This window comes from Xylanimonas allomyrinae, from assembly GCF_004135345.1.
GTDB lineage: Bacteria > Actinomycetota > Actinomycetes > Actinomycetales > Cellulomonadaceae > Xylanimonas > Xylanimonas allomyrinae.
On sequence record NZ_CP035495.1, the window covers coordinates 3586029 to 3611963 of the forward strand.

The 25935-nt window shown below is 74.5% G+C and carries 19 protein-coding genes and 2 pseudogenes; 13 read left to right on the top strand and 8 right to left on the bottom strand.

Features of this window, described 5'->3' with window-relative positions; genetic code table 11:
- Positions 1–228 precede the first annotated feature (228 nt).
- The 9 genes and pseudogenes from ET495_RS19020 to ET495_RS16295 all read left to right on the top strand — a co-directional run bounded on the left by ET495_RS19020 (position 229) and on the right by ET495_RS16295 (position 10454).
- Positions 229–1196 (top strand): annotated as a pseudogene (locus ET495_RS19020) (cell division protein PerM).
- 37 nt (positions 1197–1233) lie between these two features.
- Positions 1234–1875, top strand: a complete 642-nt coding sequence (gene purN / locus ET495_RS16260; RefSeq protein ID WP_129205651.1) for a phosphoribosylglycinamide formyltransferase — start codon at positions 1234–1236, stop codon at positions 1873–1875.
- 397 nt (positions 1876–2272) lie between these two features.
- The gene (locus ET495_RS16265) at positions 2273–3178 is read left to right on the top strand and encodes an ABC transporter ATP-binding protein (RefSeq protein ID WP_170220590.1); all 906 of its coding nucleotides are present in this window, start codon (positions 2273–2275) and stop codon (positions 3176–3178) included.
- 104 nt (positions 3179–3282) lie between these two features.
- Complete coding sequence (locus tag ET495_RS16270) at positions 3283–4317, top strand: aliphatic sulfonate ABC transporter substrate-binding protein (protein WP_129205652.1); 1035 nt, start codon at positions 3283–3285, stop codon at positions 4315–4317.
- Positions 4317–5267 carry an ABC transporter permease gene (locus ET495_RS16275; protein ID WP_245993148.1) on the top strand — a complete coding sequence of 317 codons (951 nt, stop codon included), beginning with the start codon at positions 4317–4319 and terminating at the stop codon, positions 5265–5267. The genes ET495_RS16270 and ET495_RS16275 overlap by 1 nt, the downstream gene beginning before the upstream one ends.
- Complete coding sequence (acs, locus tag ET495_RS16280; protein WP_129205653.1) at positions 5258–7435, top strand: acetate--CoA ligase; 2178 nt, start codon at positions 5258–5260, stop codon at positions 7433–7435. Before ET495_RS16275 ends, acs begins: the two co-directional genes overlap by 10 nt.
- A gap of 55 nt (positions 7436–7490) precedes the next feature.
- Positions 7491–8552, top strand: coding sequence for a dimethylsulfone monooxygenase SfnG (sfnG, locus tag ET495_RS16285; protein ID WP_245993149.1), 1062 nt, complete (start codon positions 7491–7493; stop codon positions 8550–8552).
- Positions 8549–9909, top strand: a pseudogene (locus ET495_RS16290) (O-acetylhomoserine aminocarboxypropyltransferase/cysteine synthase family protein). The gene sfnG and the pseudogene ET495_RS16290 overlap by 4 nt, the downstream one beginning before the upstream one ends.
- Positions 9906–10454: a CoA-binding protein gene (locus ET495_RS16295; protein ID WP_129205654.1), complete on the top strand. Its 549-nt coding sequence runs from the start codon at positions 9906–9908 to the stop codon at positions 10452–10454. The pseudogene ET495_RS16290 and the gene ET495_RS16295 overlap by 4 nt, the downstream one beginning before the upstream one ends.
- Positions 10455–10685: 231 nt before the next feature.
- Here the strand turns inward: ET495_RS16295 and ET495_RS16305 are convergent, their stop codons facing one another.
- From ET495_RS16305 to ET495_RS16325, 5 genes are read right to left on the bottom strand one after another with little or no spacing between them, the layout of a single operon-like run.
- Complete coding sequence (locus tag ET495_RS16305; RefSeq protein ID WP_129205655.1) at positions 10686–11891, bottom strand: ABC transporter permease; 1206 nt, start codon at positions 11889–11891, stop codon at positions 10686–10688.
- Positions 11888–12688 carry an ABC transporter ATP-binding protein gene (locus ET495_RS16310; protein ID WP_129205656.1) on the bottom strand — a complete coding sequence of 267 codons (801 nt, stop codon included), beginning with the start codon at positions 12686–12688 and terminating at the stop codon, positions 11888–11890. The genes ET495_RS16305 and ET495_RS16310 overlap by 4 nt, the downstream gene beginning before the upstream one ends.
- On the bottom strand, positions 12685–12951 hold the full coding sequence (locus ET495_RS16315) for an efflux RND transporter periplasmic adaptor subunit (RefSeq protein ID WP_129205657.1): 267 nt from the start codon (positions 12949–12951) through the stop codon (positions 12685–12687). The genes ET495_RS16310 and ET495_RS16315 overlap by 4 nt, the downstream gene beginning before the upstream one ends.
- Before the next feature lie 10 nt (positions 12952–12961).
- A complete protein-coding gene (locus tag ET495_RS16320) occupies positions 12962–14440 on the bottom strand; it encodes a hypothetical protein (RefSeq protein WP_129205658.1) in 1479 nt (492 codons plus the stop codon).
- Positions 14437–15429, bottom strand: coding sequence for a hypothetical protein (locus ET495_RS16325; RefSeq protein ID WP_129205659.1), 993 nt, complete (start codon positions 15427–15429; stop codon positions 14437–14439). Before ET495_RS16325 ends, ET495_RS16320 begins: the two co-directional genes overlap by 4 nt.
- Positions 15430–15887: 458 nt before the next feature.
- On the opposite strand from ET495_RS16325, the gene purH reads away from it, so the two are divergent.
- The gene (gene purH, locus ET495_RS16330) at positions 15888–17543 is read left to right on the top strand and encodes a bifunctional phosphoribosylaminoimidazolecarboxamide formyltransferase/IMP cyclohydrolase (RefSeq protein ID WP_129205660.1); all 1656 of its coding nucleotides are present in this window, start codon (positions 15888–15890) and stop codon (positions 17541–17543) included.
- A gap of 140 nt (positions 17544–17683) precedes the next feature.
- Here purH and ET495_RS16335 read toward each other — a convergent pair whose 3' ends face one another.
- Entirely contained in the window at positions 17684–19201 is a 1518-nt protein-coding gene (locus ET495_RS16335; protein WP_245993151.1) for an FAD-dependent oxidoreductase, read from the bottom strand.
- 53 nt (positions 19202–19254) lie between these two features.
- Between ET495_RS16335 and ET495_RS16340 the strand changes: the two genes are divergently transcribed.
- Positions 19255–19587, top strand: a complete 333-nt coding sequence (locus tag ET495_RS16340; RefSeq protein ID WP_245993152.1) for a DUF3017 domain-containing protein — start codon at positions 19255–19257, stop codon at positions 19585–19587.
- Positions 19588–19831: 244 nt separating this feature from the next.
- On the opposite strand, the gene ET495_RS16345 is transcribed toward ET495_RS16340, so the two are convergent.
- Positions 19832–20791 (bottom strand): aquaporin, encoded by a 960-nt coding sequence (locus ET495_RS16345; protein WP_211340865.1) that lies wholly within the window; start codon positions 20789–20791, stop codon positions 19832–19834.
- Positions 20792–21047: 256 nt separating this feature from the next.
- On the opposite strand from ET495_RS16345, the gene ET495_RS16350 reads away from it, so the two are divergent.
- The gene (locus ET495_RS16350; protein ID WP_129205661.1) at positions 21048–22034 is read left to right on the top strand and encodes a malate dehydrogenase; all 987 of its coding nucleotides are present in this window, start codon (positions 21048–21050) and stop codon (positions 22032–22034) included.
- 149 nt (positions 22035–22183) lie between these two features.
- Here ET495_RS16350 and ET495_RS19535 read toward each other — a convergent pair whose 3' ends face one another.
- Positions 22184–22636 carry a hypothetical protein gene (locus tag ET495_RS19535; protein WP_342770121.1) on the bottom strand — a complete coding sequence of 151 codons (453 nt, stop codon included), beginning with the start codon at positions 22634–22636 and terminating at the stop codon, positions 22184–22186.
- A gap of 137 nt (positions 22637–22773) precedes the next feature.
- On the opposite strand from ET495_RS19535, the gene ET495_RS16355 reads away from it, so the two are divergent.
- Positions 22774–25923 carry an ATP-binding cassette domain-containing protein gene (locus ET495_RS16355; RefSeq protein ID WP_342770122.1) on the top strand — a complete coding sequence of 1050 codons (3150 nt, stop codon included), beginning with the start codon at positions 22774–22776 and terminating at the stop codon, positions 25921–25923.
- Positions 25924–25935: the final 12 nt, after the last annotated feature.

A 25935-nucleotide genomic window follows, 5' to 3' on the forward strand; every position in this document is an offset into this window, starting at 1 on the left:
GACGCCGGACCGTCGAGGACCCGGCGCCCCGGAGAGCCTGCGCATCGCCCGGACCGCGCCTGCGATGTCGGGCGTCTGGTCGGTCGCCCAGGGCCTGGTGCTGAGCTTTGCGGTCGTGCTGCTGCTCGCCGTCGTCGCCCTCCTCGGTGCGCCCGACGCCGGTGCTACGCGCGTGCCCTGGGGGCCGCGTCGCGTGTGGCCGGGGCGCTGTGGCTCCTGGGGCACGGCGTGCCGGTCGCCGTCGGGGCCGCGACGATCACCGTGGTTCCGCTGGGGATCGGTGCGCTCGCACTGTTCACGACGTACGTGAGCGCGAAGCGCTCAGCGATCGCCTCGCCGGCCGCGGTCGTGTCCGGCGCGGTCACCTACCTGCTGGCCGTCGTCGGCTCCGCCGCCGCCGGTGGCGTGCGTGGCTCCGGCCTGGCGCTGGCGGCACTCGGGGCGCTCGTCGTCGGCGGCGGCGGGATGGTGCTCGGCACGCTAGCGCAGCCCGAGGCGCCCAGGATCGGCGACCTCGCCGAGCGCGCCTTCGGCGTGGTGCCGGCCGTGGCACGGCTGGGCGTGCGCGGGGAGGCGTCGCGCTCGCGTCGCTGCTCGGGCTCAGTGCGCTGCTCGCCGCGGTGTGGATGGTGGCGGGCCGTGGCTCCGCCGACGACGTCCTGACGGCGCTGGCACCCGGCTGGCTCGGGGGCATCGTGCTGGCCGTGTCGCAGCTCGCGCTGGTGCCCAACCTCGTCGTGTGGGCCTCGGCGTGGATCGCGGGGCCGGGCTTCGCCGTCGGGCAGGGCACGACGTTCTCGCCGCGGGCCGTCGTGGACGGGCCGCTGCCCGCGCTGCCCGTGCTCGCCGCGCTGCCGCGGCCCGACTGGACCGGGGCGAACGTGCTGTGGGCACCGGCCGTGGTGGTGCTGTGCGGCGCTCTCGGAGGCTGGTTCGTGTGGCGGCGGCTCGAACCGTCGCTCGTGCGGTGGACCGACGTCGCATGGTCGCTCGGTGGGCTGGCCTTCACGGCCGGCGCGGGCGCCGCCGTGCTCCAGTGGTGGGCCGGGGGAGCGGCCGGGGCGGGGCGACTGTCGCTCGTCGGCGCGAACCCGCTGGCCGTGGCCGGGTTCGTCACGCTCGAGGTGCTGCTGGGCGCGGCGATCGTGGTCGTCCCCGCGCACTCGCGCCCGTGGCGGTACGTGACCTCGCGCTGACGCGCCGAACGCGACCGCCCGACTACGCTGGGCCACCGTGCAGACCCCCTCCGGCCACGCCGTCGACTCGACCACCGCCACGCGACTCGTCGTCCTCGCCTCGGGCGGCGGGTCGAACCTCGCGGCGCTGCTCGCGGCGCACGACGCGCCCGCGTTCGGCGGCCGCGTCGTCGGGCTCGTGACCGACAAGCCCGGCGCGGGTGCCCTCGATCTGGCGCGCGACGCCGGAGTCGCCTCGGTGGTCGTCGCTCCGGCCGACTTCGAGGACCGTGCGGCGTGGGACCGCGGCATCGCCGACGCGGTCGCCGTCTTCCGCCCCGACCTGGTGGTGCTGGCGGGTTTCATGCGGATCCTCGCGCCCGGGTTTCTCGACCGGTTCCCCGGGCGGGTGGTCAACACCCATCCGGCCCTGCTGCCCTCGTTCCCGGGCGCGCATGCCGTGCGTGACGCGCTCGCGCACGGCGTGACGATCACCGGGTGCACCGTGCACGTGGTCGACGCGGGCGTCGACACCGGGCCGATCCTCGCGCAGGCGGCCGTCCCCGTGCTCGCCGACGACGACGTCGCGAGCCTCCATGAGCGCATCAAGGTGGCCGAGCGGGCGCTCCTGGTCGAGACCGTCGGCCGGATCGCCCGCGAGGGCCTGACCGTCGAGGACGGGCGAGCGACGATCGGCTGACGGGTCGGGGGACGTGCGTGGGCCCAGCGGTCGGTTCACGCGGCGGAGGACCGTCCCGCAATGTCCGGCATCCGGACGAGACTGATGCCCGAATGATGAGACGGTGATTGCCGTGCCTGGAGTTCTTGCCTAGCGTGCGTTTCAAGAGATGGGACTGTCTCGCATAGAGAGACAATCCGGTCACGTGAACCCGTCGAGGCAGCACGATCGAAAGGACTGGCCATGGGCCCCACCCGCACCGCCGCCACGTCCTGCTGCTGCCTGCCGTGCTGTCGAATGCAGCACCGCGCCGGCGGGTGAGCCCTGCGGCCTTCGGGCCGCGCTCCTTCCGGCGTGCAGTCGCCCCGCGACCGCCGGATGATCCCCGGTCGCTTCGACGAGACCGAGGACTCCCCCCATGACCAGCACGACCAAGGCACTGGACCCGGCCGAGACCCGGGCGCAGGCTCACACCGAGCCGCGGCACGCGACCCCGCCGGCCGCCCCGGTCACCTCGTCGGCCGCCCCGGCCACCCCGCCGGCCGCGACCGCCCACGCCGTCACCATCGAGTCGGTCGATCGCACCTTCCAGACCCCGCGCGGTGCGCGTCCCGTGCTGCGCGGCGTCGACATCGAGCTGCGCGCGGGGGAGATCGTCGCCGTCGTCGGCCCGTCCGGGTGCGGCAAGTCGACCCTCCTGCGTCAGGTCAGCGGCCTGGACGCCCCGACGTCGGGGCGGATCCTGCTCGACGGGACGCCCGTCGTCGGCACCGACCCGCGCACGGCCGTCGCGTTCCAGGAGCCGCGGCTGCTGCCGTGGCGCACGCTCGCGCAGAACGTCGCGCTCGGCCTTCCGCGCCAGACTCCGCGCGCCGCGGGGCGCGAGCGCGTCGCCGACCTGCTGCGGCTTGTCGGCCTGCACGAGTCGGCCGACCTGCGCCCGCGCCAGGTCTCGGGCGGCATGGCGCAGCGCGCGTCGCTCGCCCGCGCGCTGGCGCGCACGCCAGGGGTGCTGCTGCTCGACGAGCCCTTCGGCGCGCTCGACGCCCTCACCCGGCTGCGCATGCAGGACCTCCTGCTCGACGTCCACGCCGCCGAGCCCACGACGGTCCTGCTCGTCACGCACGACGTCGAGGAGGCGCTGTACCTGGCCGACCGCGTGCTCCTGCTGCGCTCGCTCGCGGAGGCGGCGCCGGACGCCGGAAGCCTGGCCCGCGTCGTCGACGTCCCCGGCACGCGGCCACGCGACCGCGCCGACCGCGTGCTCGCCGAGCTGCGCGCCGACCTGCTCGAAGGCCTCGGCGTCGAGACCCACCACGCCTGACCGCTCCCACCCGGGCCGATCCCACCCCGGCCGCTCCCGGACCCGACCACGAACACACCTGCCCGGCCAGAACCACCTGGCCGGCCCACCCCGAAGGAACCCACATGCGCACCCGACACGCCCGCCTCGCCACCGTCACCTCGGCGATCGCCGTCGCGACCATGCTGGCGTCAGCCGGCTGCGTCGCAGGTGAGGGAGGCGCCGCGGCCGCGAACGACGACGCCGCGTCCGGCTCCGCGTGGAGCACCGACCACCTGAACATCGACTTCGCCACGTATAACCCGCTGAGCCTCGTCGTGAAGGACCAGGGCCTCATCGAGAAGGCGCTGGGTGACGCCGTCACCGTCACCTGGCTCCAGTCGGCCGGATCCAACAAGGCCAACGAGGCGCTGCGTGCGGGCGCCGTCGACGTCGGTTCGACGGCAGGTTCTGCGGCGCTGCTGGCCCGGTCGAACGGGTCGCCGATCAAGACCATCGACGTCTACAGCCAGCCCGAGTGGGCGGCCATCGTCGTCGGGAAGGACTCGGCGATCGCCTCGGTCGAGGACCTCGCGGGCAAGTCCGTCGCGGCGACCAAGGGCACCGACCCGTACTTCTTCCTGCTCCAGTCGCTCGACGAAGCGGGCGTCGACCCGGCGTCGGTCGAGGTGCAGAACCTCCAGCACGCCGACGGCCGCGCGGCCCTCGACAACGGCTCGGTCGACGCCTGGGTCGGCCTCGACCCGATCATGGCGGCCGCCGAGGCCGAGTCGGGCGACAGGCTCCTGTACCGCAACGTCGGCTTCAACACCTACGGGTTCCTCAACGCGACCGAGGACTTCGTGACCAAGCACGCCGACGTCGCGCAGGTCGTCGTGGACGCCTATGAGGAGGCTCGCACCTGGGCGATCGCCCACCCGGCCGACGTCTCCAAGCTCCTGGCCGACGCCGCCGGGATCGACCAGGCCGTCGCCGACACCGTCGTGCAGGAGCGCACGCACCTCGACATCGACCCGGTGCCCGGCGACGCGCAGACCGCGGTGCTCAAGGTCGTCGGGCCGATCTTCGTGCAGAACGGCGACGTCAAGAGCCAGGCGGACGTCGACGCCGCGCTCGGCTCGCTGTTCGACACGCGGTTCGCGGAGAAGGCGAAGCACTGATGCCGCAGCCGTTCGACCCGCGCGGGACGCAGGTGGGCGCTGCCGGCGCCGACGCGTCCGCACCCGGCGCGGCGGTGACCGGAGCGGCGGCGGGGAACGCCGCCGCAGGGACCGTCGTCGCGTCCGAGGCCGGCACGTCCGCCGTCGCGCACCCGGCCGTGCGTCGCGGTGGGCAGAACCCGCCCCGCGGACTGCTCGGTCGCCGGTGGGCCGTGGTCACGCTCGGCCTGGTGCTGCCCGTGCTCGCACTCGCCGTCTGGCAGGCGGTGACGGCGTCGGGACTCGTGCCCGCCTACCAGTTGCCCGGTCCGGGCGCGGTGTGGGACGCGGCCACAGACCTGCTCGGGCGCGGCGAGCTGGGCCGCCACGTGGCGATCTCGACGCAGCGCGTCCTGCTCGGGTTCTCGATCGGGGCGCTGGCCGGGCTGGCCGTCGGGGCCGTCGTCGGGCTGTCGCGGCTCGGTGACGTGCTGCTGACGCCGACGCTCGCCGCGCTGCGGGCGGTGCCGTCGCTCGCGTGGGTGCCGCTGCTGATCCTGTGGCTCAAGATCGGTGAGGAGTCGAAGGTCACGCTCATCGTGATCGGCGCGTTCTTCCCCGTGTACACGACGGTCGCGGCGGCGCTGCGGCACGTGGACCCGCAGCTCGTCGAGGCAGGGCGATCGTTCGGGCTGCGCGGGCTCGCGCTGTTCCGCACCGTGCAGCTGCCGGCCGTGCTGCCGTCGCTCGTGGCCGGGCTGCGGCTCGCGCTCGCCCAGTCGTGGCTGTTCCTGGTGGCCGCCGAGCTCATCGCGTCGTCGATGGGCCTGGGGTGGCTGCTGACCGACTCGCAGCAGAACGGGCGCGTCGACCGGATCCTGCTCGCCATCGTGCTGCTGGCCCTGCTGGGCACGCTCACCAACGGGCTGGTCGGGCTGGCCGAGAAGCGCCTCCTGAGGAGATGGGCGTGACGACTTCCACCACCGACAGCGTCCCCGGGCGCGCCGAGGCGCGTCTGCTGGAGACGCGCGCGTTCGCGCCGTCCGCGGCCTTCGCGGCCCAGGCGAACGTGGGCCCCGACGTCTACTCTCGCGCGCAGGCCGACCCGGTCGCGTTCTGGGAGGAGGCGGCCCGCCGCCTCGACTGGCACACCCCGTGGCACACCGCCCACACCTGGGCGCCGCCCGTCGAGGACCCGGCCACGGGCGAGCTGAGCGTGCCGCGCGCCACCTGGTTCGAGGGCGGCCGCCTCAACGTGGCGGTCAACTGCGTCGACCGGCACGTGGCGGCCGGGCGCGGGGCCAAGGTCGCGTTGCACTTCGAGGGCGAGCCCGGCGACCGCGTCACCGTCACCTACGCCGACCTGCAGCGCCGTGTCGCGCAGGCCGCGCACGGGCTCACGTCGCTCGGCATCGGCCCGGGCGACCGCGTCGTGGTGTACCTGCCCGTGCTGGTCGAGACCGTCGTGATCGCGCTCGCGTGCGCCCGCATCGGTGCCGTGCACTCGCTGGTGTTCGGCGGGTTCTCCGCCGAGGCCGTGCGCTTCCGGCTCGAGGACACGCGCGCGAGGCTGCTGGTCACGAGCGACGGGCAGTTCCGCCGGGGCGTGCCCACGCCCGTCAAGCAGAACGCCGACGACGCCGCCGCGGGCCTCGACCACGTCGAGCACGTGCTCGTGCTGCGCCGCACCGGCGTCGACATCCCGTGGACCGAGGGCCGGGACGTGTGGTGGCACGACGTCGTCGAGACGCAGCCGCAGGTGCACGAGCCCGAGTTCTTCGACGCCGAGCACCCCCTGTTCGTCATCTACACCAGCGGCACGACGGGCCGCCCCAAGGGCCTGGTCCACACCGCGGGCGGGTACCTGACGCACGCCGCATGGGCGCACTGGGCGCACTTCGACGCCAAGCCCGACGACGTGCACTGGTGCACCGCCGACCTCGCCTGGGTCACCGCCCACACCTACGAGATCTACGGCCCGCTCGCCAACGGGCTCACGCAGGTCATCTACGAGGGCACCCCCGACGCCCCGCACCGCGAGCGGCACCTGGAGATCATCGAACGCTACGGCGTCACGGTGTACTACACGGCGCCCACGCTGATCCGCACGTTCATGACGTGGTTCGGCGACACGCTGCCCGCGGGGCACGACCTGAGCAGCATCCGGCTGCTGGGCACGGTCGGCGAGGCCATCAACCCCGAGGCGTGGGTGTGGTTCCGCCGCAGCTTCGGCCGGGACGAGACGCCCGTCGTCGACACGTGGTGGCAGTCCGAGACGGGCGCCGCGATGGTCGCCCCGCTGCCGGGCGTCACGGTGCTCAAGCCCGGGTCGGCGACGGTGTCGCTGCCCGGCATCGACGCGGCCGTCGTCGACGACGACGGCCGCCCCGTCGGCCCGGGGCGTTCCGGCACGCTCGTGGTGCGGCGCCCCTGGCCGGGCATGGCCCGGACGGTGTGGGGCGACCCCGAGCGGTACCGCGACTCGTACTGGCGCCGGTTCGCGGGGCGCGGCGAGCACGGCGGGTACTACGTGGCGGGCGACGGGGCGACCGTCGACGACGACGGCTACCTGTGGATCCTCGGCCGGCTCGACGACGTGGTCAACGTCTCCGGGCACCGGCTGTCGACCATCGAGATCGAGTCCGCGCTCGTCGCCCACCCGCTGGTGGGCGAGGCTGGTGTCACGGGAGTCCACGACCCGGTCACCGGGCAAGCGGTGGCGGCGTTCGTCGTCGTCAACCCGGCCGCCGACCCGGCCGCCGACCCGGACGCGGCGGTGGACGACGTCGCCGCGGCGCTCCGAGCCGCCGTCGCGCAGGCGATCGGCCCGGTCGCCAAGCCGCGGCACGTCGTCGTCGTCCCCGAGCTGCCCAAGACGCGCAGCGGGAAGATCCTGCGCCGCCTGCTCGCCCAGCTCTGGGACGGCCAGGAGCTCGGCGACACCACGTCGCTGCAGAACCCGTGGGCCGTCGCGCAGGTCCGTGACGCCGTCGCCGCCCACCGGGCCCGGACCGGGTCCACCACGAACCCGGCCACCACGAACCCGGCCACCACGAGCCCGGCCACCACGAACCCGGCCGCCACGAACCCGGCCGCCACGAACCCGGCCACCCCGACCCTCGGAGGAGCACAGCCATGACCGCCACGTACGCCAACGACGCCGACCGGACGACCCCCTGAAGTTCGCCTACTGGGTGCCCAACGTCTCCGGAGGGCTGGTCGTCTCCACGATCGAGCAGCGCACCCACTGGGGGTACGAGTACAACCGGGACCTCGCCCGGATCGCCGAGAACAGCGGGTTCGAGTACGCGCTGACGCAGGTGCGCTACGCGGCCAGCTACGGCGCGTCCGAGCAGCACGAGTCGACGGCGTTCTCGCTGTCGCTGCTGCTGGCCACCGAGCGGCTCAAGGTCATCGCGGCAGTCCACCCCGGTCTGTGGCACCCGGGTGTGCTGGCCAAGTGGATCATCACGGCCGACCACCTGTCCGGCGGGCGTGCCGCCGTCAACGTCGTCTCCGGATGGCTCAAGCAGGAGTTCGTCGGGTTCGGCGAGCCGTGGCTCGAGCACGACGAGCGGTACCGCCGCACGGGCGAGTTCATCCAGGCGCTGCGCGGGCTGTGGACCGAGCAGGGCTTCGACCTGCGCGGCGACTTCTACCGCTTCCACGACGCGACGCTGCGGCCCGCGCCCGTCGACGTCCCCGGCCGCGCGCACCCGGAGATCTTCTTCGGCGGCAACTCGACGGTCGCGCGCGCGACGGCGGGAGCCCACGCCGACTGGTACTTCTCCAACGGCAAGGACCTCGACGGGTTCGGCGAGCAGTACCACGACGTGACGGACGCGGCGAAGACGGCGGGCCGTGCGATCCGCTTCGGTCTCAACGGCTTCATGATCGCCCGCGACTCGCAGGCCGAGGCCCGCGAGACGCTGCGCGAGATCGTCGCCAAGGCCGACCGCCCCGCCGTCGACGGGTTCCGTGACGCCGTCCGGCAGGCCGGTGCCTCGACGTCGGACAAGAAGGGCATGTGGGCCGACTCGACCTACGAGGACCTGGTCCAGTACAACGACGGGTTCCGCACGGGCCTGATCGGCACGCCCGAGGAGATCGCCGAGCGGATCATCGCCTTCAAGCGCCGGGGCGTGAACCTGTTCCTGCTCGGTTACCTGCACTTCCAGGAGGAGGTCCAGCAGTTCGGCGCCACCGTGCTGCCCCTCGTCCGTGAGCTCGAGGCCGAGGAGGCCCGTACCGCATGAGCACCCCTTCCACCACGTCGACGCCGGCACCCGGCGCGCCCGAGCACCGCTTCGGCTTCCGTACCCGCGCCCTGCACGCGGGCGGCATCCCCGACGCCACGACGGGCGCGCGGGCCGTGCCGATCTACCAGACGACGTCGTTCGTCTTCAACGGCACCGACGACGCCGCGAACCTCTTCGCGCTGCAGAAGTACGGCAACATCTACAGCCGCATCGGCAACCCGACGGTCGCCGCGCTCGAGGAGCGCATCGCCTCGCTCGAGGGCGGCATCGGTGCGGTGGCGACGGCGTCGGGCATGAGCGCCGAGTTCATCACGTTCGCCGCGCTGGTCGGGGCGGGCGACCACGTCGTGGCGAGCGCCCAGCTCTACGGCGGCACGGTGACGCAGCTCGACGTGACGCTGCGGCGGTTCGGCGTCGAGACGACGTTCGTGCCGGGGACCGACCCGGCCGACTTCGCGGCCGCGATCCGCCCCGAGACCAAGGTGCTGTACACCGAGGTGATCGCCAACCCGTCGGGGGAGATCGCCGACCTGGAGGGTCTCGCACGCGTGGCCCACGAGGCCGGCGTCCCGCTGGTCGTCGACGCCACCCTCGCCACCCCGTACCTGGTGCGGCCCATCGAGCACGGGGCCGACATCGTCATCCATTCGGTGACCAAGTTCCTCGGCGGGCACGGCACCACGCTGGGCGGAGTCGTCGTCGAGTCGGGGCGGTTCGACTGGGGCAACGGCAAGTTCCCGCAGATGACCGAGCCGGTGCCCAGCTACGGCGGCATCCGCTGGTGGGGGAACTTCGGCGAGTACGGGTTCCTCACCAAGCTGCGCTCGGAACAGCTGCGCGACATCGGCCCGTCGCTGTCGCCGCAGGCCGCGTTCACCCTGCTCCAGGGCGTCGAGACGCTGCCGCAGCGGCTCGACGCGCACCTGGCCAACGCCAGGGCGGTCGCGCAGTGGCTGGAGTCGGACCCGCGCGTCGCGTACGTGAGCTGGGCCGGGCTGCCGAGCCACCCGCACCACGAGCGCGCCCTCAAGTACCTGCCGCTCGGGCCCGGGTCGGTGTTCGCGTTCGGGGTGCGCCCCGGCGCGGGTGCCGCGGGACCGGAGGCGGCGCGCGAGGCGGGGCAGGCGTTCATCGAGGCGCTCGAGCTCGCGTCGCACCTGGCGAACGTCGGCGACGCGCGCACCCTCGTGATCCACCCGGCGTCGACGACGCACCAGCAGCTCGCCCCGAGCAGCTCGCCGCGGCGGGCGTCCCCGCGGACCTGGTGCGGATCAGCGTGGGGCTGGAGGACGTGGAGGACATCCTGTGGGACCTGGACCAGGCCCTGACCAAGGCGACGGGAGAGGTGCGATGAACAGCCCGGTGACCGAGGGCGCGGTCTGCGCGCTCCCGACGGCGGCACCCGCCGCCGCTCCCTCCGCCCGCACCTGGCGCGGGCCTGGCGCGCCGGAGCGGCTGGCGATCCTGCGTGCGACGCGCAGCGTGGCCATCGTCGGTGCGAGCGACAACCCGTCGCGCGCGAGCTACTTCGTGGCGACCTACCTGCTGTCGAGCTCGCCGTACGACGTGTACTTCGTCAACCCGCGCGCCGAGTCGATCCTCGGGCGGCCCGTCTACCGTTCGCTCGCCGACCTTCCGGTGGCCCCCGACGTCGTCGACGTCTTCCGCCGGCACGACGACCTGCCGGGCGTCGCGCGCGAGGCCGTCGCGGTCGGGGCCAGGACGCTGTGGCTCCAGCTCGGTTCCTGGAACGAGGAGGCGGCGGCGATCGCCGAGGCGGCTGGGCTCGGCGTCGTCATGGACCGGTGCCTCAAGATCGAGCACGCGCGGTTCCACGGCGGGCTGCACCTGGCGGGCTTCGACACGGGCGTCATCAGCAGCCGGCGCGCGCCGGCGTGAGCGAGGTCTGGTCCCGCGCCTGACGGTCCCGCGCCTGACGGTCCCGCGCCTGACGGTCCCGCGCCTGACGGTCCCGCGCCTGACGGTCCCGCGCCTGACGGTCCCGCGCCTGACGGTCCCGCGCCTGACGGCGCGGGACCGTCGCGCGTTCGGGAGCTGGGCGGGGCCGACCGCGACGACGACGGTGTGCAGCTCGCGGGCGACCCGGCCAGAGGCCGCCGCCGGACGGCGTCACACACCCCCGCGCAGCGCCGTCACCGGCTCGATCGACGCAGCCTTGATCGCCGGGTACGCCCCGGCCACCAGCCCCACGACGGCACCCAGCAGCGCGGACCCGAACGCCACCCGCAGGTCCAGGATCGGCGTCCAGTCACGCGCGGCGGACACCCCGACGACGACCAGCACGGCCAGCGCCGTCCCCATGAGCCCGCCGAGCAGACCCGTGGTGGCCGACTCGATCACGAACTGACCCGCGATCGCGCGCCGGGAGGCACCGAGCGCACGCCGCAGCCCGATCTCCGCGACGCGCTCGAGCACCGACAGCAACGTGACGTTCGCGATGCCCAGGCCGCCGACGACGAGCGCCACCCCGCCCAACGCCAGGAACAACGCGTTGACGTCGGCTTGGACGTTGGCCTGGACCGAGGATCCGGTGGTCGGCGCCTGGACCTTGTACGCCTCCGGGTTGTTCGGGTCCAGGGCGATGGGAGCCTGGTGGGCGACGACGGCGCCCGCACCCGTCGCGATACGGATCTGCAGCTCGTCGGGCGAGCCGGCGCCGAGCTCCTGCCGCGCCGTCGACGCCGGCAGGATCACCGCGTCCTTGAGCGCGGGCACCCGGTGCATGCCGTCGATGATGCCGATGACGGTGTAGGCGACGTCGCCGATGAACACCGCAGGCTGCCGGTCGACGCGGTGGACGCCCAGCCGCTGCGCCGCACCGGCACCGAGGACGACGACGCGATCGGCGCGCGCGTCGTGCCCGGCGTCGAAGAACCTGCCGGTGACCACCTGCCCGCGCACGGCGTCGAGCAGCCCGGCGCTCGCGGCCATCACCTTGGGTGCGGCCTGCGCCGCGCTCGACGGGTCGTTGACCGGAGCGGTGGTCACGGCGGCCTGCCCGATGTCGACGGTCGTGACCGACCCGGCCGCGACGACGCCGGCGACCTGGCGCACGCGGTCCTCGCCGTCCCAGGGGAGCGCGGCGAGGTCCCGCTCCTCGCCCTTGAAACGTCCCTTGTCGGGCTTGACCACGACCTGGGTGGCCGCGACGGCGTCGAACTGCTTGGTGATCTGGCCGGCCGCGGTCTGCGCCAGCCCCACGGTGACCACGACGGCGCCGATCCCGAGCACGGTGCCCAGGACGGTCAGGAACAGCCGGGTGGGCCGGGTGCCGATGCCGTGCAGGGCCTCGGCCCACAGGTCGCGCGGGCTCACGCGATCTCCTCCAGACGTCCGTCCACGAGCCGCACGCGGCGGGCCGCGCGGGCCGAGACGGCCAGGTCGTGCGTGATGACGGCGAGCGTGACGCCCTCGGCGTGCAGCTCGTCGAACAGGGACATGACCTGCGCGGAGCTTGCCGAGTCGAGGTTGCCGGTCGGCTCGTCGGCCAGCAGCAGGTGGGGTTCGGTGACCAGGGCGCGGGCGACGGCGACGCGCTGGCGCTCGCCGCCGGACAGGGTCGTGGGCAGGAAGCCGAGCCGGTGCCCGAGCCCGACGCGTTCGAGCGCCGTGCGCGCACGGGCCGTGCGCCGGGCGCGGGGCACGCCGGAGTACAGGGTGGCGAGCACGACGTTGTCGAGCACGGTGCGCTGCGGCAGCAGGTGGAACGCCTGGAACACGAACCCGATGCGCTGCGCCCGCAGCCGGGCACGCTCGCGCTCGCCGGCCGTGCCGACGGGGCGCCCGTCGAGCAGGTAGTCGCCCGACGTCGGGCGGTCGAGCAGGCCGAGGATGTTGAGCAGCGACGACTTGCCCGACCCTGACGGGCCCACGATCGACAGGTAGTCGCCGCGTTCGACCCGCAGGTCCACCTGCCGCAACGCCTCCACGAGGGGCGGCCCGGGGAACCGGCGCGAGACCTTCGCCAGCTCGACGACCGGTGGCGTGGCCGTGGGCGCCCCGGCGTCGAGGACCTCGCCCGCCCGCACCTCCCGTGCCCCCGGGGCGGTGATGTCGACCGTGCCCGGTCCGGACGCCCCGCCGGGCGCGGTGCCGAACAGGTCAGCCGTCATCGGCCGACCACCACGAGGTCGCCGGCTTCCAGGTCGCCGTCGGCCGAGACGATCTCGACGAATCCCTCCGCGGCAAGGCCGGTGGTCACCGTGACCAGCTCGGTGACCAGCTCGGTCTCGGTGCCCTTCGCGCGCTGGACCTCGACACGCGACTCCCCGCCCGGCCCGGCTGTCAGGGCCGCGACCGGCACGGCCAGGACCGCGCCCTGCGTGGAGCCGACGGAGACCCGCACGCGCACGTTCTGGTCCCGGAGCGCCTCCACCTCCTCGGGGTCAGGTCCCGGGGCTCCAGCAAGACGGCGGTGCGGCCGGCCCCGGACGCGCCCCCGTTGCCGCCGTCACCGCGGTCGCCGCCGTCGCCTGCGTCCCCGCCACCGTCCCGTCACCGCCGCCGTCCCCGCCGCCGTCACCGCCGCCGGCCGGGCGCTTCGCCTCGCCGACGGACACCACCGCCGCGCGTGCGGTGGTGCCGTCAGGCAGCGTGAACTCGCCCTCGGCGCCCACCGTGAGCAGCGCGGCGCTGGACGTGGCGACGCGAGCCTCCAGCCGCAGCGCGGCACCCGAGACGGCCGCGACCGGGCCGGTGACGAGCTCGCCCCGCCCGACGTGGACCGCGTCGACACGGCGCGGCAGCCCGGCGACGTACACGACCTCGGAGGCGGGGAGTGCCGTGAGCGCACCGGTGGTCGCCTCGGCGAGCTCTTCCTGCGCGTCGGTGAGCGACCGGCGGGCGGCGTCGAGCTGCGCCCGCTCGGCGCTGGTGTCCGCGGGCCGGTCCAGCGCGGCGCGCTGGGCCCTGGCCAGGGTGAGCGCGTCCTCGGCGCCCGCGACGTCTGCCGGCGGGGCGGCCTCGGGTCCGGGCCCGCCCGCGTCGGCGGGCTGTGCCGCCCAGGCGTCGTGCGCGGCCTGCTCCGCCCGTGCCTGGGCGAGCTGACGCTCCGCCGCACGGACGGCGTTGTCGGCCTCGATCTTCTCGACGTCGCCGGCGCCGCGCCCGGCTGCGGCGAGCGCCGTCTCCGCGTCACGGATCGCCGACTGCGCCGAGCGGACCGACTCGCGGGCACCCTTGAGCACCGCCTGCGCCTCCTCGCCCGGGTCGGGGCTCGGGTACCCGGCCTTCGCGTAGAGGGCCTCGACGCCGGCTGCCGTCGCGGCGTCGTAGACGTCCGTGGCGTCGCCCGCGTCGATGCCGAGTGACGTGAGCGCCGCCTTGAGCTGGAGCACGTCGGGGCCCGAGGTCCCGGCGCGCAGCGTGCGGTAGACCGGCAGGTCGCCGGGCAGGACGATCACGGGGCGCCCGGCGACCTCCAGGAGCACGCTCGCCGGGTCGAGCTGCGCCCCGACCTCGGGCACCTGGCCGGTGACGACGGCTGGGCCGGAGATCTCGGCGGCCTCGATGCGCACGTCGACGGCGTCCGCGTAGGCGGTGTCGGCGCGCAGCACGACGTCGTTGCTGATCGTGCGCATCTCGACCGGGGCAGTGATGGCGCCGGCCTCGGGTGGCGCCGCGTTCGCGGCGGCCTGCGCCGGCGAGATGACGAAGCGGCCCGCGAGGAGCCCGGCGACGAGGCTCGCGACGGCGGCGCCCGCGACCACGAGCACGAGGCGTGGCCCGCGCAGCCCGCGCGACGCCGCCGGCGGCGCGCCGGGCCCCGTGGGTGGCGCCGGCTCGACCGACCCCGGGCCGACCGGCACCAGGCCGGCCTGCCGGGGTTCGCTCGGGCCGGGATCGCCGCTGTCAGAGGTGGTCACAGCCCGACCTTCCGGTAGGCGTCCTTGAGGGCCTCCAGCTCGGCCTGGTGCGTCTTGATGAACTCCGACTCCTTGGCGAAGCGGATCTTGTCGTGCGCGGCCTGGTAGCCGACCTTCTCCTTGCAGTCGAAGTCCGCGACGGCGGTCGCACGCTCCGCCTTCTGGAGGTCGGGATCGGGCTCGGGCTGCTCGTCAGGACCGAGCGCCTCCCAGTCGAGGGTCTCCCAGAAGGCGTTGGTGCGGTTCGCGAAGTCTTCGGACGCCTCGTCGGGGGACGCGTAGCCGTCCATGCCCGCGTCGGCCATGCACGAGGCCCACGCGGCGTCGATCTTGGCCTGGCGCGGGTCGCCCGAGATCTCCTCCTCGAGCGCGGTGATGGCCTCGTTGAAGGCATCGACCTCTTCGCTCTCGTAGAAGGCCTCCGAGCCGTCCCCGTGGACCTCGGACTGAGCCGCGCCGTAGCAGCCCTGCTCGCTCAGCGGCGGTGTCTCGAACTCGGCTTCGGACGAGGGACCGTACAGCGCCTCGTAGTAGGCGATCTGCTCGGACTCCGTCAGCGAGTTGATGTAGTCGGAGTTGGGGTCGGTGAACTCCGCCAGCCCCTCCGGCTCCTCGCCGTCGATCGCGATGGAGTAGCCGTACCCGTTCTTCTCCGCCCACTCGCGCGAGCGGGTGTCGTCCTCGGGGGTCGACTCCTCCAGCGTCTCGCTGAGTGCGCTGTAGTCGACGGGCGTGTACTCGAAGCCTTCCTCGGCCATGCAGCGTGCGACTGCCTCCTCGGCCTGAAGCTGCTTCGCGTTCGCCTTGGCCAGGTCCTGCTCGCCGAAGAGGTCGGAGAAGTAGGCGCTGAGCGGGCTCTCCTCCTGTTCGCCCGTGGACTTGCCCTTGCCGCCGCCGCTGCACGCGCCGACCAGAGCGAGGCAGGCCGCGATCACGGCGGCTCCGGTGAGGCGAAGCGTGCTCCGCGGGGCTGAGGTCCGGGGTGTCATGCGGTCTCCTTCGGGGGCGACGGGGCGACAGATGGACAGAGGGCGTCGAGTCATTCGGCCAGCAACACCTCAGTGTGTCTACTACACATATTCTGTAGGCGTTCGGAGCACACCGAGATAACACTCATATAACTCCCATCATCTCCGCCAACCCCGGCCGCCCCGAACCGTGCAGGCGACGTCCCGCCGGCGCCTTGCCCACGCTGCCGGGTTGCCGATGGCAAGGGCAATCACGACGAACACCACGGTGCGAGAACGATCACGAGGCACCTCTGACGCCACGGCCCGGCGTCGGCTCGTAGACTTGGCCCCGGCCGTGACTGGCGAGGGTGGGTCACCACCGGGGAGCGGCCGGGGCACCAGCGCGCGAGCGCCGGTCGCCGCCCCGTTCGTGCGCCGCCCGCCTGGGCGCCGGGGTCGACCGCTGACCGCCCGAACGACCCTTCGAGGAGCACTCGATGTCCGGCACCGCACAGGTCCATTCCTCCGCCCCCGACGTCCAGCTCGCCGACGACTCCCAGCGCCCCGTCCGGCGTGCGCTGCTGAGCGTCTTCGACAAGACCGGCCTGGTCGAGCTCGCCACCGCGCTGCACGCCGCCGGCGTCGAGCTCGTCTCGACCGGCTCGACGGCGTCGACCGTCGCCGACGCCGGCCTGCCCGTCACCCGCGTCGAGGACCTCACGGGCTTCCCCGAGTGCCTCGAGGGCCGCGTCAAGACGCTGCACCCGCGCGTGCACGCCGGCATCCTGGCCGACTCGCGCAAGGCCGACCACCTGCACCAGCTCGCCGAGCTGGAGATCGAGCCCTTCGAGCTCGTCGTCGTCAACCTCTACCCGTTCGCCGCGACCCTGGCGGCGTTCGAGAAGGCGGGCAGCGCCGACGAGAACACGATGGTCGAGCAGATCGACATCGGGGGCCCCTCGATGGTGCGTGCCGCCGCGAAGAACCACCCGTCGGTCGCCGTCGTCGTCGACCCGGCACGGTACGACGACGTCGTCGCCGCAGTCCGGGCGGGCGGCTTCACCTACGCCCAGCGCAAGGCGCTGGCAGCCGCCGCGTTCGTCCACACCGCCACCTACGACGTCGCCGTCGCCTCCTGGATGACGACGGCGGTCGCGCCCACCGACGTCGTCGACGGCGTCGCCTCCGGCTTCCCCGCGTGGACCGGCGCGACCTGGGACCGCGCTGCGGTGCTGCGCTACGGCGAGAACCCGCACCAGGCCGCGGCGCTGTACGTCAACGGCGACGGGACGCGCGGGCTCGCCCAGGGCCGGCAGCTCCACGGCAAGGAGATGAGCTACAACAACTACCAGGACGCGGACGCCGCCTGGCGTGCCGCCTGGGACTTCGACGAGCCGGCCGTCGCCGTCATCAAGCACGCCAACCCGTGCGGGATCGCCGTCGGCGACGACATCGCGCAGGCGCACCGCCGCGCGCACGCGACCGACCCGGTCAGTGCCTACGGCGGGGTCATCGCGGCCAACCGCGTGATCACGGCCGAGGCCGCCGAGGGCATCGCGCCGATCTTCACCGAGGTCGTCGTCGCGCCGGGCTTCGAGCCCGAGGCGCTCGAGATCCTCCAGAAGAAGAAGAACCTGCGCCTGCTCGTCGTCGACACCCCGCCGCTCGCCGCGCTGGAGACCAAGCCCATCAGCGGTGGCCTGCTCGTCCAGGCCGCCGACCGCTTCCAGGCCGAGGGTGACGACCCGGCGTCGTGGACGCTCGCGGCCGGCGAGGCGGCGGACGACACGACCCTGGCCGAGCTCGCGTTCGCCTGGAAGGCCGTGCGCGCCGCGAAGTCCAACGCCATCCTGCTCGCCCGCGACGGCGCCGCCGTCGGCATCGGCATGGGCCAGGTCAACCGCGTCGACTCGTGCCGCCTGGCGGTCGAGCGCGCCAACACGCTCGCGGGCGACGAGGAGCGCGCCCGGGGCTCCGTCGCGGCGTCGGACGCGTTCTTCCCGTTCGCCGACGGCCTGCAGGTGCTCCTGGACGCGGGCGTGCGTGCCGTCGTCCAGCCGGGTGGCTCGATCCGCGACGAGGAGGTCGTCGCCGCCGCGGCAGCCGCCGGGGTGACGATGTACCTGACCGGGACCCGCCACTTCGCCCACTGACGCACCACCGCCCGCGCCCACCCCGGTCGCCGGGGTGGGCGCGGGCGTGCCGGGCCAGGGTCAGCGCGCCGCGTCCCGCAGGCGCACCGCGGGGTCCAGGGCGCGGGGCAGGTCCAGGCGCAGCCGCGCCGGGCCGTTCATCAGGCGCCGGACGGCGCCGACCTCCCGCGGCGAGTCGACGAGGAGGATCGCGCACACGGTCGCGACGGGGTGGCCCTCGGGCGTCGTCTGCGGGTGACGGTCCAGCGCCCGCTCCACGTAGAGCGCGGCCCACGGGCCGCCCCGGCGGGATCGCCACGCAGCAGGACGTCGTCGCCCGCCGTCGGCAGGCCGAGCAGCGCCAGGTCGTGCCCGAGCTGGCGCGAGAAGACGTACGGCGCGTGCCGCGGGACCGGGGTCAGGCCGAGGCGGGCGCGCAGCTCCTCCGGGTCCGACGGCGCGGCGTCGACGCCGAGCATGGCGCGCACCGTCACCTCCGGGTCGTGCAGCGCGGCCGACCAGTGCCCGCCGGGGACCGGCCCGTACATCGGGTGGTCGCGCACCGCGACGTCGCCGACGGCCCAGATCCGTGCGAGCGTCGCGGGCGCGAGCCGGCCTGCGGACTCGGTCGGCGCCGCATGCCCGGTCAGCCGCCCGGACACGTCGACGCGCAGGCGGCCGTTGACGTCGAGCGGCAACGTCCCCGCGAGCCACCCCGACGCGGGCCGCGCACCGACGGCGGCGAGAACGATGTCGGCGGGCACGAAGTCGGCGGACTCGACGTCGGCGGGCACGAAGTCGGTGGACTCGACGTCGGTGGGCGCGATGTCGGTGGGCGCGATGTCGGTGGGCACGGAGGCGGAGGGCACGGAGGCGGAGGGCACGGCGGCGGAGGGCACGGAGGCGGAGGGCACGGGGCCGCCGCCCCGGGCGCCGGCGCCCTCGGCCGCCAGCAGCACGCCGTCGGGCCGCACCGCGGCGACCCGGCGCCCGGTGACCAGCCGGACGCCTGCCTGCGAGTACCAGCGACCGAGGTGCGCGCCGACGCGCGCGCCGAGCTGCCGCTCGAGCGGCGTCCCGGCCGCCTCGACGACGGTGACCTCGGCGCCGGCGCCGGCGGCGACCCCGGCGAGCTCGGCCCCGATCCATCCGGCGCCCACGACGACCAGCCGCAGCCCCGGCCGCAGCGCCGCGCGCAGCCGCGCGGCGTCGGCGGCCGAGTGCAGCGTCCACGCCGACTCCCAGCCGGGCGGCAGCACGGGCGCCGAGCCCATCGCGAGCACGACGGCGTCCGCCGCGACGTCGTCGCCGGCCGAGGTCCGCACGGTGATGCCACCGGGGGAGGCGTGCAGGCGCGTCGCCGGCTCGGCGAGCCGCACGTCGTCGGCGAGCTCCTCGACGTCGACGCCCAGGTCGTCGCGCAGCCACACCGGCTCGCGCCGTGTCAGCAGCTCCTTGGACAGCGGCGGGCGGTCGTAGGGCGGCACACCCTCGGCGCCCAGCAGGGTGATCCGCCCGTCATGGCCGTGAGCCCGCAACGCCGCGACCGTCTGCGCTCCGGCGAGTCCCGCACCGACGACGACGACGCTGCGCGGGGGTGCCTGAGCGGCGTGCGAGGCGGGCGGGACAGGCAGCGCAGGGAGTGCGGGGAACCGGCGCGGGGCAGGACGTGGGGGCACGTCAGACACGCTAGCGGGCCGGGCTCACGCCGGTGCGCCGGTAGGCTCGGAACGTGGATCCCCGCCCTCCGTCGCCCGGCTCGCGCGTACCGTCGCACGCGTCGTCGCAGCCGAGGTTCCGTGGCCCCGACCCGCGCCGTTCGCTCGTGGTCGCGATGCTGGGCGTGCTGCTCGCGGCCGTGCTCGGCGCGCTCGTCAGCGCGCAGCTCGGTGCGCTGACGATCGCCGTGACCCTCGCCGTCGTGGGGACGTGGCGGGCCGTGGCTCCCCGCACGAGCAGTGCGGTCGGGATCGCGGTGCGCAGCAAGGCGTTCGACGTCGTCATGTGCTTCGCCGCAGCGGTGGCGATCGGCCTGCTGGCCCTCACGGTGCCGTATCTGGGGTGATCGGCCCGGCGCGGGAGCCCGCCTCTGGTGGCCCGCTTCCGGTGGCCCGCTTCCGGTGCGGCCCGCCTCCGGTGCGGCCCGCTTCCGGTGCGGACGGCCTCCGGTGCGGCCCGCCTCCGGTACGGACGGCGAAGGCCCCGCCGTCGTCCGGGTGGACGACGGCGGGGCCGTCACGTTGGTGTTCCTGGGTGCCGACCGGTCGAGCGTCGGCCTCGGGCCGTCGACCTCTCGGCCGACCCCGAGGTCAGGCCTTCGGGTCCTCGGGCTTGTCGGCCGGCTCGGGTGTGTCGGCGGGCTCGGGTGTGTCGGCGGGCTCGGGCGTGTCAGCCGACTCGGGCGTGTCAGCCGGCTCGGGCGTGTCGGCGGGCTCGGGCGTGTCGGCCGGCTCGAGGTCGAGCGAGAGGGCGTGGCCGTGCGGGTGCTCCGCGTCGGCTACCTCGACGTCGTACGTCGTCTCGAGCTCGTCGAGGGCCTCGGCCCCGGCGATCGCGTGGATCGGCTGGAATGCGCGGTAGACCAGCGCGGCGAGCGCGCCACCGACCAGCGGTGCGACCAGGAAGAGCCAGTACTGGCGCCACAGCGACGCGTCCCCGGCGAACAGCACCGACGCGAACGAGCGCGCCGGGTTGAACGACGTGTTGGTGGCGGGCCACGAGATGATGTGCAGCGCGGCGAGCGTCAGGCCGATGACGACGGCGGGGTAGGTGATCTTCGAACGCTTCGACGTCACCGCGAGCACGACGCCCACGAACACGGCGGCGATCACGACCTCGAACACGAGCGCGTGCTGGAGGGAGAACTCCGCCCCGCCCTGCGAGAGGGACGCCAGCGGCGAGTGCTCGCCCCAGCCGTTGGCGGTACGCCCGAGCACGTCGCCGCGCGAGGCGACGCCGATCAGCTTCGCGAAGTCCGACGGCACGAGGAACCACATGACCAGCGCCGTGGCTGCCGCGCCGAGGAACTGTGCGACCCAGTAGGGCAGCACGTCCTTCCACGACAGGCGTCCCGCGATCGCGGCGCCGAACGTCACCGCCGGGTTGAAGTGGCCGCCGGAGACGTGCCCGACGGCGGCGATGCCCGCGATGAGCATGATGCCGCCCGCGAGGGCGACGGTGATGATCGTGCCCTGGTTGGCGGCGTTGAATGTCGCGGTTCCGACGATGCCGAGCACCAGGATGAACGTGCCGAAGAACTCGGCGGACATCTTGGTGAAGAGCGAGTAGGGGCCGTAGCCGACGTCTCGCCAGCGTCGTCGGCCGGGACGGTGACGCCGACGGGTGCGGCGTATTCCTGGGACATGTGATTCCTTGGTCCTCGTTCCGAGCTGTCCCCGGCACGGTACAGCCCTTCACTGGACGATTCCTCCGACACGGCGCACGAGCGGCAGGTTCGCCGCTCGATACCGAGTTCTCGGCTGCCAGCCCTGGATTCCCGCTCCCGATTACGAAAGAGTGGCTGGCATGACAACACCCGTCACCGTCACCGTCACCGGAGCCGCCGGGATGATCGGGTACTCGTTGCTGTTCCGCACTGGCGCGGGGCAGCTCCTGGGCGCCAGCACTCCCGTCCGTCTCCGCCTGCTCGAGATCCCCCAAGCCGTGCGTGTCGCCGAGGGCGTCGCCATGGAGCTCGACGACTGCGCCTTCCCGCTGTTGATGGACGTGGAGGTCACCGACGACCCCCGCGTCGCGTTCGACGGCGCGAACGTGGCCCTGCTCGTCGGTGCCCGGCCTCGCGGCAAGGGCATGGAGCGCGCCGACCTTCTCGGCGCCAACGGCGCGATCTTCGGCCCCCAGGGCCGCGCGATCAACGACGCCGCGGCCGACGACGTGCGCGTGCTCGTCGTCGGGAACCCGGCGAACTCCAATGCGCTGATCGCCGCGTCGAACGCCCCCGACGTGCCGAAGGAGCGCTTCTCGGCGATGACCCGCCTCGACCACAACCGCGCGATGTCGCAGCTCGCGCGGCACGCCGGCGTGCACGTGTCGCAGGTGCGGCGGATGTCCATCTGGGGCAACCACTCCGCCACCCAGTACCCGGACGTGTTCCACACCGTCGTCGGAGGGCGTCCCGGCGTCGAGCTGGCCGAGGACACGGCGTGGCTCGCGGGGGAGTTCATCCCGACCGTCGCGCAGCGTGGTGCTGCGATCATCGAGGCGCGCGGGTCGTCGTCGCAGGCTTCGGCGGCGGACGCCATCATCGACCACGTGCGCGACTGGTACCTCGGCACGCCCGAGGGCGACTGGACGAGCGCCGGCGTGTGGTCGACGGGGCACTACGGGGTGCCCGACGGCCTCATGTGTTCCTTCCCCGTGACGAGCGACGGCAAGGGGTGGTCCGTCGTGGACGGGCTCGAGATCGCGCCGTTCTCGCGCGAGCGGATCGACGCGTCGATCGCCGAGCTGGTCGAGGAGCGGGAGGCGGTCCGGGCGCTCGGACTGGTCTGACGGCGCCGCGGGACGGTCTGCGCGCGCCACGCGCACCGGCCACCGCAAAGCCACGGGACCGTGGCCCGCACCGTCGCCGGACGGCGGTCCGAGGTGCGGTCCGGGGCGCAGACAGGGCGCAGCGCGGGAAAAACGTGCGCTGGGGGCCATCACCCCGGCTTAGGGTCGGCACGATGTCCACCACGACCACGCACCCCGGCACCGGCCTGCCCGCAGGCGCTTCGGCGCACCCCGGCACCACCGGTCCGCACGCCGCGGGAGACCCCAGCCGCAGGCTCGACTGGCGGCGCCTCAAGGGAGCCACAGCGGCGCTCGCCCTCGTGGGCCTCGTCGTGGGTGCCGTCGGGCAGACGATCGGCACCGTCGTCGCCGGCCGGATGGCCGAGTCCCCGGCCGCGACGACGCTGCTGGTGCTGGCCGCGTGCATGGTGGGTGGCGCGCTGCTCGACAGCGCCGGGCTGGTGACCTGGGCGGGCGTCGTCGACCGCGCCGAGGGGCGGCTGCGCGGCGACCTGCTCACGGCCGCGCTGCACCAGCCGCTCGCGCAGCTCGGCGAGCAGGCGGCGGGCGAGATCCTCGACCGTGTCGACGACGACACGCACGCGGTCGGCAAGCTCGTACGCCGCCAGCTGTGGGCCGCTGGCCGCACCCTCGCGGGCGTGGTGCCGATGTGGGTCGTCGCGGGCGTGACCTGGTGGCCGGGCTGGTTCGTGTTCCCCGCGCTCGGCGGCCTCGTGTGGTGGCGCGCGCACCCCGGCTGGGCGAGATCGCGCGGCGCAAGGTCGAGGAGGAGAAGGCGTGGACCGACCACGCCGCCGCGTTCGAGGAGGCCGTCGCCGCGCGCGACGACCTGCGCACCAGTCTGGGGCGGCCGTTCGCGCTGCGACGCCTCGCCGAGCTGTCCGCCGTCGTCCACGGCCGTTTCAAGGACGTGCTCGACGTCGAGTTCCGGCTCGTGGGGGTGTCCGGGCTGCTGCTGCACGGGCTGCTCGCCGCCGTCGCCGTCGTCGGGGTGGCGCTCGCCTCGGCCGACGGGATGTCGGTGGCGCGGCTGGTCACGTTGTTCCTGGTCACAGCCCGGTTCGTGGGCCAGGTCGACAACCTCGTCCACCACCTGCCCGACATCCAGGAGGGCCTGGGTGCCGTCGTGCGCCTGCGCCAGATGCTCGACGTCGAGCCCGAGCCCGCCGGCGGCGCCGGCGTCCCCGCAGGGGCGCTCGACGTCGAGTTCCGCGGACTCGACTTCGCCTACCCGTCGGCCGAGGGCGGATCGTTCGCGCTGCGCGACGTGAGCCTGCGGGTGCCCGCCGGGCACACGATCGCGCTGGTGGGCCGCACCGGCTCGGGCAAGTCGACGCTCGCGTCGCTGCTCTCACGCGCCGTCGAACCACCGCCCGGGACCGTGCTGCTGGGCGGCGCGGACGTGTGCGACCTCGACCTGCAACGGCTGCGCGCCGCCGTCGGCGTCGTCACCCAGCGCACCGAGCTGCTGGCCGGCACGTTGCGCGAGAACGTCACGCTGTTCGACGACGTCGGTGCCGGCGTCGTCGAGGACGCGGTGCGCGAGCTCGGGCTCGGGGACTGGGTCGACGGTCTGCCCGACGGGCTGGAGACGCTGCTCGGGCCGGGCGGCACGCGCCTGTCCGCGGGCGAGGAGCAGCTCGTCGCGTTCGCCCGGCTGCTGGTGCGTGACGTGCAGGTCGTCGTGCTCGACGAGGCGACCGCGCGCATGGACCCGCTGACCGAGTCGCGCGTCGTCGCGGCCTCCGAGCGGCTGCTGCGCGGGCGCACCGGCGTGCTGGTCGCGCACCGCCTGTCGACCATCGAGCGCGCCGAGCTGGTCGCGGTGCTCGACCACGGGCGCGTCGTCCAGCAGGGTCCGCGCCAGGACCTCGCACGGCAGCCCGGCCGCTTCCGGTCGCTGCTCGAAGCGGGCGCGGCGGGGCTGCTCGACGGCGACCCCGCCGAGGTCGACGAGGTGCCCGTGGGCGCCGGCCTGGACATCGCGGCGGTGGAGCCGTCGGTGACGGCCGAGGCCTCCACGAGTGCCGCGGCGACGACGGCGACCGCCGCGACCGCGACGACCGTGGCCGCCGTCGGCCCGCACCGCGACCACCGGCCTGCCGACGCGGCCGCGCGCTCCCGGTCGGCCGGCGTCGGCGCGCGCCGACGCACCGGCCCGGCCCCGGCGCTGCGTCAGCCCGGCGACGGGCTGAGCCTGGCCCGGGGAGTGGTGCGCCAGCTGCGCGTGACGCCCCGCTGGGGCCTGGTCGGGGCGGCCATGTTCCTCCTGGCGAGCCTCGTCTCGGCGCAGGGCGCGGCGACCGGGTTCCTGTGGGGGCACGTCGTCGACGCGCTGCGCACCGGCGACGACGTGCGGTGGCTGCTGGCCGCGATGTCGGTGCTGCTCGTCCTGGCGCCGTTGGGCCTCGCGTGGGCCGTCTACGTGTACCCACGCTGGTGGATCGAGGTGCTGCTGCGCGTACGCATGACCGTCCTGGCCGGCCAGACAGGTCAGCACCGGCTGCCCGCCACCCCTCCGGGTGAGGTCGTCGCACGGGCGATGGACGCCGACAGGTTCGTGCAGTACGCCGACCGCTGGGTCGACTTCATCAACGGCCTGATCATCGTCGTCGTGACCGCGCTGCTCGGCTGGTCGTGGCAGGCGGGGGCCGTGCTGCTCGCGGTCATGGTGGTGCCGGCGGTCGCCTCGGCGGCGGGCCGGCCGATCGCGGGTCGTTCGGCCGCGCGCTCGTCGGCCGCCCGCGCACGGTTCGGCCGCGCCCTGGTCTCCGCGCTCGACGCCGCGCGCACCGTCAAGCTCGCCGCCCGCACGCCGCAGGTGCATGCCCACCTGAGCGGTGTCGACGCCGGACGCGTCAGGGCCGCGATCTTCGAGCACCGCGTCCAGGCGGTGCTCGACGGCGTGCCCACGGTGATGATCCAGGTGGGCGTGGTCGCCGCGTGGTTCGCGCTGCTTGACGGTGCGTGGAACCTGGCCACCGCGCTGCTGGTCGCCAACGCCGTGACCGGCTTCGGCTGGTTCGGCACGGTCGCGGGCGCCGTCGTCACCGAGGCACCCGGCACGCGCGCGTGGCAGCGGGCCACGAGCCAGTTCGCCGACGGCGCCGACCTGTGCGCGCTGCCCGACGGCGTCGACCTGGTCGCAGGCACCGCACCCGCACCGGCACCGGTCCAGCGGGACCCGTTCGACCGGCTCGAGATACGGGGCGTCACGGCGGTGCACGACGACGGCACCATCGGCGTCGCCGACGTCGACCTCACGGTGCGCCGCGGAGAGCTCGTGCTGCTGCTCGGGCCGGTCGGCTCCGGCAAGTCGAGCCTGCTCGCCTCGCTCGCCGGGCTCGTGTCCCACACCGGCGCGGTCGCCTGGAACGGCACGCCGGTCGCAGACCCCCAGACGTTCCTGCGGCCCAGGCGCGTCGCGTACGTCGCCCAGGTGCCGCGCGTGCTGTCGGGCACGTTCGCGGACAACGTGCGGCTCGACCACGCGCGAGACGTCGCCGGACCGCTGGACGCCGCCCGCATGACGGGCGACGTCGCCGACGCGGGCGGGCCCGGCTCGCTCGTCGGCCACCGTGGTGTGCGGCTCTCGGGCGGTCAGGTGCAGCGGCTTGCGCTCGCGCGGGCGCTCGCGGCCGACGCCGAGGTGCTGCTGGCCGACGACGTGTCGTCAGCGCTCGACGCCGCCACCGAGATCGAGCTGTGGGAGTCGCTGCGCTCGCGCGGCACCACGGTGCTCGGCTCGACGTCGAAGCGGGCCGCGCTGGCCCGTGCGGACCGCGTGGTGGTGCTGCTCGAGGGCACGGTGGCCGCCGTCGGGCCGTGGCGTGACCTGGCGGGCGCCTGGGGCCACCTGGCCGGGTAGGTCTGGCCGGGT